This window comes from Arthrobacter gengyunqii (assembly GCF_023022985.1).
Taxonomy (GTDB): Bacteria; Actinomycetota; Actinomycetes; order Actinomycetales; family Micrococcaceae; genus Arthrobacter_B; species Arthrobacter_B gengyunqii.
The window spans coordinates 3,682,052-3,691,056 of the sequence record NZ_CP095461.1 but is presented as its reverse complement, the minus strand read 5'-3'; the positions used below and the strand labels follow the sequence as shown (position 1 = coordinate 3,691,056).

At 60.9% G+C, this 9,005-nt stretch carries 9 protein-coding genes; 8 read left to right on the top strand and 1 reads right to left on the bottom strand.

Annotation, left to right across the window (positions count from 1 at the left end):
• Positions 1–138: 138 nt before the first annotated feature.
• The 8 genes from rpmH (at position 139) to MUG94_RS17135 (ending at position 6,204) form a co-directional block, all read left to right on the top strand.
• The gene (rpmH, locus tag MUG94_RS17170) at positions 139–276 is read left to right on the top strand and encodes a 50S ribosomal protein L34 (protein WP_056010217.1); all 138 of its coding nucleotides are present in this window, start codon (positions 139–141) and stop codon (positions 274–276) included.
• A gap of 62 nt (positions 277–338) precedes the next feature.
• Complete coding sequence (rnpA, locus tag MUG94_RS17165) at positions 339–707, top strand: ribonuclease P protein component (RefSeq protein WP_227890941.1); 369 nt, start codon at positions 339–341, stop codon at positions 705–707.
• 7 nt (positions 708–714) lie between these two features.
• The gene (gene yidD / locus MUG94_RS17160) at positions 715–1,086 is read left to right on the top strand and encodes a membrane protein insertion efficiency factor YidD (protein ID WP_227890940.1); all 372 of its coding nucleotides are present in this window, start codon (positions 715–717) and stop codon (positions 1,084–1,086) included.
• Between the two features lie 9 nt (positions 1,087–1,095).
• Complete coding sequence (yidC, locus tag MUG94_RS17155) at positions 1,096–2,058, top strand: membrane protein insertase YidC (RefSeq protein WP_227890939.1); 963 nt, start codon at positions 1,096–1,098, stop codon at positions 2,056–2,058.
• On the top strand, positions 2,055–2,624 hold the full coding sequence (locus MUG94_RS17150) for a Jag family protein (RefSeq protein WP_227890938.1): 570 nt from the start codon (positions 2,055–2,057) through the stop codon (positions 2,622–2,624). The genes yidC and MUG94_RS17150 overlap by 4 nt, the downstream gene beginning before the upstream one ends.
• Before the next feature lie 47 nt (positions 2,625–2,671).
• The gene (gene rsmG / locus MUG94_RS17145) at positions 2,672–3,304 is read left to right on the top strand and encodes a 16S rRNA (guanine(527)-N(7))-methyltransferase RsmG (protein WP_227907341.1); all 633 of its coding nucleotides are present in this window, start codon (positions 2,672–2,674) and stop codon (positions 3,302–3,304) included.
• A 530-nt stretch (positions 3,305–3,834) separates the two neighbouring features.
• A complete protein-coding gene (locus MUG94_RS17250; RefSeq protein WP_423724302.1) occupies positions 3,835–4,722 on the top strand; it encodes a ParA family protein in 888 nt (295 codons plus the stop codon).
• A 285-nt stretch (positions 4,723–5,007) separates the two neighbouring features.
• On the top strand, positions 5,008–6,204 hold the full coding sequence (locus MUG94_RS17135) for a ParB/RepB/Spo0J family partition protein (protein WP_432418095.1): 1,197 nt from the start codon (positions 5,008–5,010) through the stop codon (positions 6,202–6,204).
• Between the two features lie 2,287 nt (positions 6,205–8,491).
• On the opposite strand, the gene MUG94_RS17130 is transcribed toward MUG94_RS17135, so the two are convergent.
• Positions 8,492–8,632, bottom strand: coding sequence for a hypothetical protein (locus MUG94_RS17130; RefSeq protein WP_247098823.1), 141 nt, complete (start codon positions 8,630–8,632; stop codon positions 8,492–8,494).
• Between the last annotated feature and the right edge of the window lie 373 nt (positions 8,633–9,005).

Sequence of the window (9,005 nt, the reverse complement as noted above, 5' to 3'; positions counted from 1 at the left end):
ATTCATGCCCATCAGGGTTCTGGGAATCAGGGTCCAGGTCCGGGTTGAGAGCAGTCAGACACATGAAATAAGCGCCGCTTGTTCTTCCCCCTTGTCGTAGCAAGCCAGCGCAACTCAGATTGTCTTGGAGTAACTACCGTGAGCAAGCGGACTTTTCAGCCGAATAACCGCCGTCGTGCCAAGAAGCACGGCTTCCGCCTTCGCATGCGTACCCGTGCCGGCCGTGGAATCCTTTCCGCACGCCGCGCCAAGGGCCGTACCGAACTGTCGGCATAAACAGCTTTAAGTTTGTCGATGCTGCTTACCTGCAGCCCCGAAATCGATTCCAGGCGGCCTGAATGCTGGCCGTAGGGAACCGGGTGCGGACGTCGACGGATTTTTCTCATACTGTACGTTCCGGTGCCCGCAGTGGGCGCCGGAACGTAGTCTTATATGCGGTCAAAACCGGGCCACGCCCTACCCGCGTAGGCTTCATCGTCGCCAAAAGCGTCGGGAACGCAGTGACACGCAACCTCGTTAAGAGAAGACTGAGGGAAGCAGCTGCCGAAAGTCTGCGCGAGTACCCCACGGGGTTCGACGTAGTCGTCCGTGCGTTGCCGCCGGCGGCAACGGCGTCGTGGCAGGAACTCCGCACGGACTACATGGGAGCGCTTCGCACCTGCGCAGGTAAACTCGACCGCGTTCCAACGTTTGACCAGAAGAGGTGATCTGCTGATGAGCCGCTCCGGTACCGATCCGGGAAGGGCTGTTCAGAGGGTTGCCTCTTTTGTGTGGAACATTCCGCGCTACGTGCTGATTGGTCTCTTGGTTGCCTATCGAAAAACCATTTCGCCACTGTACGGGCCGGTCTGCAGGTTCTTTCCATCCTGCTCCGCCTACGCCCTTGAAGCAGTAACTGTTCACGGCGCGGTACGCGGCACGTGGCTGGCGGCTCGGCGGCTGGTTCGCTGCCACCCCTGGAATGACGGCGGGGTGGATCATGTCCCGCATGGAGACAGGAATTGGGACCACAACAAGGTTCCGAGGATTATTGTGCTGAATCATCCCGTGATTCCAGCCGACGAAGACAGCCGCGAAGCGGCCTGAGGAGTATAAATGGGTTTCTTCGAGACGATACTGTTCCCCTTTAAGTGGGTAGTGTCCTGGATTATGTGGATCTTCCACGAGGGTTTTGTTTTCCTCGGGATGGATGCCGCATCCGGCTGGACATGGACGCTGTCCATTATCGGCCTGGTGATCGTGATCCGTGCCGCCTTGATTCCGGTCTTCGTCAAGCAGATCAAGGCCCAGCGCGGCATGCAGTCCCTGCAGCCGGACCTCAAGAAGCTCCAGCAGAAGTACAAGGGCAAGACCGACCAGCTCTCGCGTCAGGCAATGACGCAGGAGCAGATGGCCCTGTACAAGAAGCACGGCACCAATCCGTTTGCGGCCTGCCTGCCCATGCTGATCCAGATGCCGTTCTTCTTTGCTCTCTTCCAGGTGCTGAACGGCGTTTCGAAGGCCAGCGACGACGGCGCCCACATCGGTGCCCTGTCCTCTGAAGCCATCCGGCAGTTTGATGAAGCCACCATCCTCGGTGCACCGCTGTCCTCTTCGCTGCTGCACGGCGGCGGCGGCGACGGCCAGCTCGCCGTCGTCCTTCTCTCCATCGTCATGATTCTGGCCATGACTGCCTCGCAGTTCATCACCCAGAAGCAGATCATGTCCAAGAACATGTCTGAAGAGGCCCTGTCGAGCCCCTTCATGAAGCAGCAGAAGATGATGCTCTACATCCTGCCGCTCGTCTTCGGCATCGGTGGCATCAACTTCCCCATTGGTGTGCTTATCTACTGGACCACCACCAACCTGTGGACCATGGGTCAGCAGTTCTTCGTGATCCGCCGCATGCCCACACCGGGTTCTCCCGCCGCCAAGGCGCTGGCTGACCGCCGTGCCAAGAAGGGCCTGCCGATGGCTCCGCTCCTCGGCGAAAGCAAGGGAGACGCCGTTGAACCGGCACCGGTAGCCGTCAGGACCCAGCGTCAGCAGCCCCAGAGGAAGAACAGGAAAAAGCGATGACCACTGAGCCCGCGGCGGAAACACCGGATATCGTTCCAGAGGCAGCGGGGATTGAACCCGTCGCTGATTCCGATGCAGGGGTGCCTCGCCCCGGCCGCCTCGAAGAAGAGGGCGACGTCGCCGCGGACTACCTGGAGGAACTCCTGGACATCGCCGACATTGACGGCGACATCGATATAGAGGTCCGCAACGGCAGGACCTACATCTCCGTGGTGGCGGAGGAAGGCGACGCCAGCGGCCTGCAGAATCTTGTGGGCAAGGATGGTGAAGTCCTGGAGGCGCTGCAGGAGCTGACCCGCCTATCGGTGCTTACCGCCACTGATAGCCGGTCCCGGCTCGTGCTGGATATCACCGGCTACCGCAATGAGCGCAGCGCTGAGCTGCAGGTCATGGCGGAGAAGGCTGTGGCTCAGGCCCGCGAAAGCGGCCAGGAGGTCGCCCTGACCCCCATGAGCGCCTATGAGCGCAAGATTGTCCACGACGCCGTGGCAGACCTGGGACTCATCAGCGAGTCCGAGGGTGAAGGGACCGCCCGCCACATCGTGGTGTCACTGCCCGTCTCCTAGGGCTGGTCCAACACTGGAAAACTGCACCGCAGACAAGGAAATACCACGTGGTTGAAATATCGCCCGCTGAACGTACAGCGGCGGAAAAAATCTTCGGATCCCGGCTGGATCTGGCTGAGCGTTATGTCGAACACCTCGCCACCTCCGGCATGGAACGGGGCCTGCTGGGCCCGCGCGAGGTACCCAGGCTCTGGAGCAGGCACGTCCTGAACTGCGCCGTTGTCGCCGATCTGATCGACGAAAACGCCAAGGTCGCCGATGTCGGCAGCGGGGCCGGACTTCCCGGCCTGTGCCTGGCCATCGCCCGCCCGGACCTGCAGCTGACCCTGATCGAGCCGCTGGAACGCCGGGTTATCTGGCTCAACGAAGTGGTGGCCGATCTCGGCCTCGACAACGTCGTGGTTATCCGGGGCCGGGCTGAACAGGTCGTCGCAGATGTGAACGCCGACGTCGTGACGGCCCGGGCGGTATCGGCCCTGTCCACTCTGGCCGGGCTGACGATCCCGCTGCTGAAGGGCAAAGGCGTTGTGTTGGCCATCAAAGGCCGCAGCGCCGAAGAGGAGATCCAAAAGGCGGCCAAGGTCATCCGCAAGCTGGGTGGACGGAACACAACCATCCTCACCGCCGGCGAGGGCCTGCTCGAAGAGCACACCACTGTGGTCCGGATCGCCGTCGGATAGGCTGGCCCAAGTATTTTCCGTTGTGCACACACCGGCTTCGATCCGGGATATTCGCCGGTCACCGGATAGGCTAGATGGACTAATGCCTATGTTTGGAAAGTGAGCATGTCCAGGTGAGTGCGCGCCGCGATTCCGCCGCAAAACGGATTCCCCCTTTTGCAGCCTTGGGTTCTGCCCTCTCCGCGCAGTTTTCTAGGATCCAACCCCAAATGTTTGCAAGCAACCATGTACCCGCGCCTCTTTCGGATGAGGGTTCCGAGTTGCGTCCGGCCCAGCCCGCCGCTGTGACAACCCCTCCCGTGCCTAAGGTTTCAACCGAGGCTGAAATCCCGCCGGCAGCGGCGCTGCCAGCTGCGCCGGAGTACGTGGTTGTTGAGTCCGAATCTGCACCCGTTGGCACTGCCGTTTCACGTGAAACACAACACAGCACTGTCCCCCTGCAAGCCGTGGCTGACGCAGCCCCGGACCCCGAGGCTAGCGAAGGTGGTGTATCTGACGCGGCGGTAGTTCCGTCGACGTCGGTAGACGTTATGGACCTGATGGACGAAAGCACCCCGCTTGCCCGGGAACTGGCAAATGAAAGCCGACGCCGCGAAAAGCTGCGCGGTCGCGTTCTCCCTCGACCGGCGGAAACACGCATTATGACCGTCAGCAACCAGAAGGGCGGCGTGGGAAAGACCACCACAACCGTCAATCTGGCCGCCGCATTGGCTAGCGCGGGCCTCAACGTACTGGTGATCGACATTGATCCGCAGGGGAATGCCTCCACCGCCCTTGGCATCGACCATCGGGCCGAAGTGGAGAGTATCTACGACGTCCTGATCGACGACCTTCCGCTGGCGAATGTAGTGGCCCAGTGCCCGGACATCTCGAACCTCATTTGCGCTCCAGCCACCATCCACCTCGCCGGCGCAGAGATTGAGCTTGTGTCCCTGGTGGCACGGGAGCAGCGGCTTCGCCGGGCGATCGAAGCCTATGCCGCAGATCGTGTGCGGACGGGCCAGGAGCGCCTGGACTACATCTTCATCGATTGCCCGCCGAGCCTGGGTCTTCTGACGGTCAACGCCTTCGTGGCTGCCCGCGAGGTGCTCATTCCGATCCAGTGTGAGTACTACGCACTGGAGGGACTCAGCCAGCTGTTGAAGAACATCGAAATGATCCAGAAGCACCTGAACGCAGACTTGGTTGTTTCCACCATTCTGTTGACCATGTACGACGGCCGCACCAATCTCGCCGCCCAGGTGGCAGCTGAGGTCCGGGAGCATTTCCCCGAACAGGTTCTCGGCGCCGTGGTCCCGCGATCGGTCCGCATTTCCGAGGCGCCCAGCTATCAGCAGACGGTCATGACCTATGACCCTTCTTCCAGTGGCGCTCTGTCGTATCTTGAAGCAGCGGCGGAAATCGCCCAGCGCGGCTAGACACCCGGCACAGCCTGCACCGTTTATGATGTGCAAAATCGTAGAATACAGTCACCAATCAATCCATGCCGCTTGCTGTGTGCATAAGGGAAGGACTTACCCGTGACCGAAAAGCGTCGTGGTTTGGGAAGGGGACTGGGAGCTTTGATTCCCAGCAGTGCAGATGTCGAGGAAGCTCCGGCAGCGCCTGCCCGGGCGGGACGTCCTGTCGACCTGTTCTTTCCTTCCGCTAGTGACGTGGTCACTCCCACGCGCCCCGGGACCGGTCCGCGCAGAGGGGCAGGGATCAACAAGGATGCCCTGCGTGGACCCGCTTCCAAGGCGGCCAAGGGTGCTGCGCGGGCCCGCCAGGAGGCCGCTATAGACACTGCTGGCGCTGCCGTACACGCCACTGAGGCCGCGCCTGCCGCCGTGGTGGAGCCTACCTCCAGTTCGACCAAGTCAGCCGCTCACAGCCCTGACCGCGCCTCCGGGGGGTCCGCTGCAACAAAGGCCGCGCGGAATACCAAGGGGCGCCAGGCTTCAGCCAAGCAGGGCGGCATGGTCAAGGATCCCAAGGCCAAGGATCCCCGGCCAGCAGCGGCTCCCGTGACGGATAGCGAAGCAGGAGGTGTCTCGTCGGCTCAGGAAGACACCGATGTTTCACGTGAAACCCTGGTTCCTGTACCTGGGGCGACGTTTGCCGAACTGCCGATTGATTCGATACATCCCAACCGCAAGCAGCCCCGTTCCGTCTTCGATGAAGACGACATGGCCGAGCTGGTGCATTCCATCCGGGAGATCGGTGTCCTCCAGCCGATCGTGGTTCGCCCCTCGCCGGAGGATGACCCCGAACACCCCTATGAGCTTGTTATGGGTGAGCGGCGCTGGCGTGCCAGCCGTGAAGCCGGCCTGGATACTGTGCCCGCGATCATCCGGTCCACCCAGGATGTGGATCTCCTGCGGGACGCATTGCTGGAGAACCTGCATCGCAGTGAACTCAATCCCTTGGAAGAGGCCGCTGCCTATCAGCAGCTTTTGGATGATTTCGGCTGTTCGCACGAGGAGCTGGCGGACCGAATTGGCAGGTCGCGTCCGCAAGTCACCAACACATTGCGGTTGATGAAGCTGCCTCCACTGGTGCAGCGCCGGCTAGCGGCGGGCATTTTGTCCGCTGGTCACTCACGTGCACTCCTCGGCCTGGCGGACGCTGCCGAGATGGAAAAGCTCGCACAGCGGATCGTTGCTGAAGGTCTGTCTGTTCGCGCGACCGAAGAGATCGTCGCCTTGAGCGCTGGCCTGCGGCGTCCACCCAAGGAGGCCAAGCCGAAGGTCGGCGCCCGGCATGAACGCCTGGATTACCTTGCGACGTCGCTGTCCGATCGACTCGACACCAACGTGAAAATCACTCTGGGCGCTCGAAAAGGAAAAGTCAGCATTGAGTTTGCGAGTGTCGACGACTTGAACCGAATTATGGGAGTGCTCGCGCCGCCGACCAGCTGACGACTGCGTGTAGGGCCGGCATTGTCTGGATCACACCGGTCTGTCTGCCGGCGCGAATCTGGAAACGCCTGGCTTGTAGTGAAAATTTGTATCGTCCTTGGACAGTAGGCGCTGGTGTTTCACGTGAAACACCAGCGCCTACTGCTTTTCAGTGGCTACTGAATACCGAGTCTATGACCCGGTCGCCGTGGGCCAGCCCCTCAGCCACCTACATATGTCGTCTTTCAACCGGATCTCGCACCACGTTGACCCTTACGAATTGTTGGACTGATGAACAGCTGATCTTGTGGGGACGTCTAGCCCCTTGATGCGCCAGTGGTGGCATGCACCTCGGTGAGTGTTCACCTGTATCTGCAAGGTCGTGCCCACCTCGCTTACAGCCGTTGGAACTGTTCGGGCCTGGTGGGTTCTGGTGTTTCCCGTGAAGCATGTGATCTCACGCAGTGGAACACAGGCGGATTTGCCTGAACCGTCAGTTGCTTAGCCCGTATCGTTAACCTCCGACGATCACCGACTTCGACCACGGCCGACAGGGCGTCCGCGCAGAGGCAGGGTCGGATACCAGTCAAACTGATGAGCCGCGGTTCGTATGCGACGTGGGTGCGAATGAGAGCTCCCGGGCAGTGCTATTTGAAGGTACGTGCCTCCTGCTCCGGGACATCGCCGCCATTGAGCATGACAGGCGCCGCATCGGCGCTTGAAGCGCCATGTTTCACGTGGAACCTCATCATTTTGGCCAGGGTGAAGCACCTCGGATGTAATTCACTAGGGTAAAACTGGCGGATGAAGCCGCATTGCCTCGGAGAGGAGCGACGCCTTACCCCGAACGCCGTTCAGCTGCAGCCTATGATCTAGTTGGCCGCGAGCCTGGTTCGGTTGATGGTCCTGCCTGTACACATCGCCCTGACCGTCAGCCGTGCCGCGACTGCGCTGCTGTTGCTTGGCCACTTCCATGCCGGCACCACCGTGGTGTTTCACGTGAAACGCCACGGGAGCCCTACTCTCAGTTTGCGACGGAAGTAGCCCCACGAGCGAACATGTGAGGAAAGGAGTTCGGCGCCTCAGGACTACGCCGCGACTACCGGAGCGATGATATGCATGGAAGGATCACCCAAGGGAGATCGCCCAAGGGAGATCACCCGAGGCCGGAGGCGCGACGGGGTGGATAGCTGGGCGTCTGTTTCACGTGAAACAGAGAACTGACTTGTGTGCGGCGCACGGGCGTTCGTCGGGAGGCCGGGCAACCGGCGGTAGCGATTATATGCGCGCCATCGTGCCTGCTTTGCTACAGCAGTGGCTTTCACGCAGCACATCGCCGCCCTTTGTGGGACAGATCTGACCCGCTACGGTGGCGCGCTTAGGACCATATATCTCGCCGTGTTTGATCCCGGATCGCAGATCCTCAAAATTCCTCAACAAGCAGGAACGCAGCAATTCCCTCGCGATGACAAGCGGTCCTCGTCCCTCTGTGGAACGGGAACGCAAGCATTAATCGCAGCAGGCGTCAGCGTGGTCTCGACCCAAAGCCTCCGCACCACTTCTCATACATCCGTGACGGCGCCGATGGACCGGGCTCATCGCACGCGGTAATCAGGGATGTGACTTCAGGCGGGCCGCTGTTTCACGTGAAACGGCGATGTCGACTTGTCCGTCTCACGTGAAACAAGGCGATGAGACCTGGATTCTCATGTGAAACAAGATCCCTTCATGCGGCCTCGTGCTCCTTCCGTAGGTCTCCGGTTAGGACGCCAAGACCACCGGCAAACCCGGCTACGAGCGTCCTGCGGTCACAAGTAGGCACGCCCTCCCTGCTGCCGTTTGTATCGGAACGGTAATGCTCAGCTAGTCCCAGGAGCTCTGAATCAGCTGCTGCGGCGCGGTCGGAGGCATCCGCGAGGAACTTGTATTCAGCAATGGACGGGCTGTAACTGGTCTTGTTAATGTCGAGAACGCCTCGGTGGTGCTGAACGGATCAACGCGGAGTAGCTGGCGTTCAACCTGAGGGTTCTGCACCTGGCTCCCGAAAAGGGCCTGGATATGCTCCCATTTCCCTTACAGCGGAGGATACTGGGCGCCCGGTGGCGGAGGTGCATAGGGTTTCGTGGTTGACATATGCGCCCGATGAACCCTTCGGGAGTGCAGTTAATCAGCCAGGTTCTGCCGCTGGGGCGACAAACCCTGAACAGCACATCGGTCCTCTCCTGATGATGAAGAGCGATCACTCCGACACGGGAGAAAACGATGTTGAAGGATGCATCGGGAAAGGGGAGGACTGCGAAGTTCGCCACTACCACTGGAGGCTGGCGTCCCTGGCATCAGCAAGACGCATACCCTCATTGATCAGCTCCAGCGTCAGATCGTATGCGGCCACCTCCGCCCCCGGTGTCAACGGCCGGTACCGCAGCGTTGCCGGTTCCTGCCGCGGCATCCAACACGTGATCCCGGCTGCATACGCCGCAGTCCTGTACGAGTGCGGGTCCAAGGATTGGGAATGATCTCATTGGCTACGGAAATATAGTTTCCCAGCGCCTACCGGACTCTTGCCCATGCCCGGGAGCTGAGTGATTTTTCAAGCGGGCACGGTCGCGATGAGCTCACTGTGTGTGCCTACTCATTCTGCGATGTCTCGGCGATGCGGCAGTCACAACCGTCATGCCGCTCCTCGCGGCGCGAATCCAGCGTCCACTTCTAAAGTTGCCAGCATGCCAGCATGCCAGCATGCCAGCATGCCCCGCACGCCCGGCCCCTTGGCCCTCCCGCCCGGAAGGCTCATGGCCGCCGGCAAGCCGGATTCGAAATAG

Bases quoted from the DNA above. Each gene is read 5' to 3' on its own strand.
- yidD (WP_227890940.1), top strand. From the start codon at position 715: ATGAGCCGCTCCGGTACCGATCCGGGAAGGGCTGTTCAGAGGGTTGCC.
- MUG94_RS17130 (WP_247098823.1), bottom strand. From the start codon at position 8,632: ATGCCGCGGCAGGAACCGGCAACGCTGCGGTACCGGCCGTTGACACCG.
- MUG94_RS17150 (WP_227890938.1), top strand. From the start codon at position 2,055: ATGACCACTGAGCCCGCGGCGGAAACACCGGATATCGTTCCAGAGGCA.
- MUG94_RS17250 (WP_423724302.1), top strand. From the start codon at position 3,835: ATGGACCTGATGGACGAAAGCACCCCGCTTGCCCGGGAACTGGCAAAT.
- rnpA (WP_227890941.1), top strand. From the start codon at position 339: ATGCTGGCCGTAGGGAACCGGGTGCGGACGTCGACGGATTTTTCTCAT.
- yidC (WP_227890939.1), top strand. From the start codon at position 1,096: ATGGGTTTCTTCGAGACGATACTGTTCCCCTTTAAGTGGGTAGTGTCC.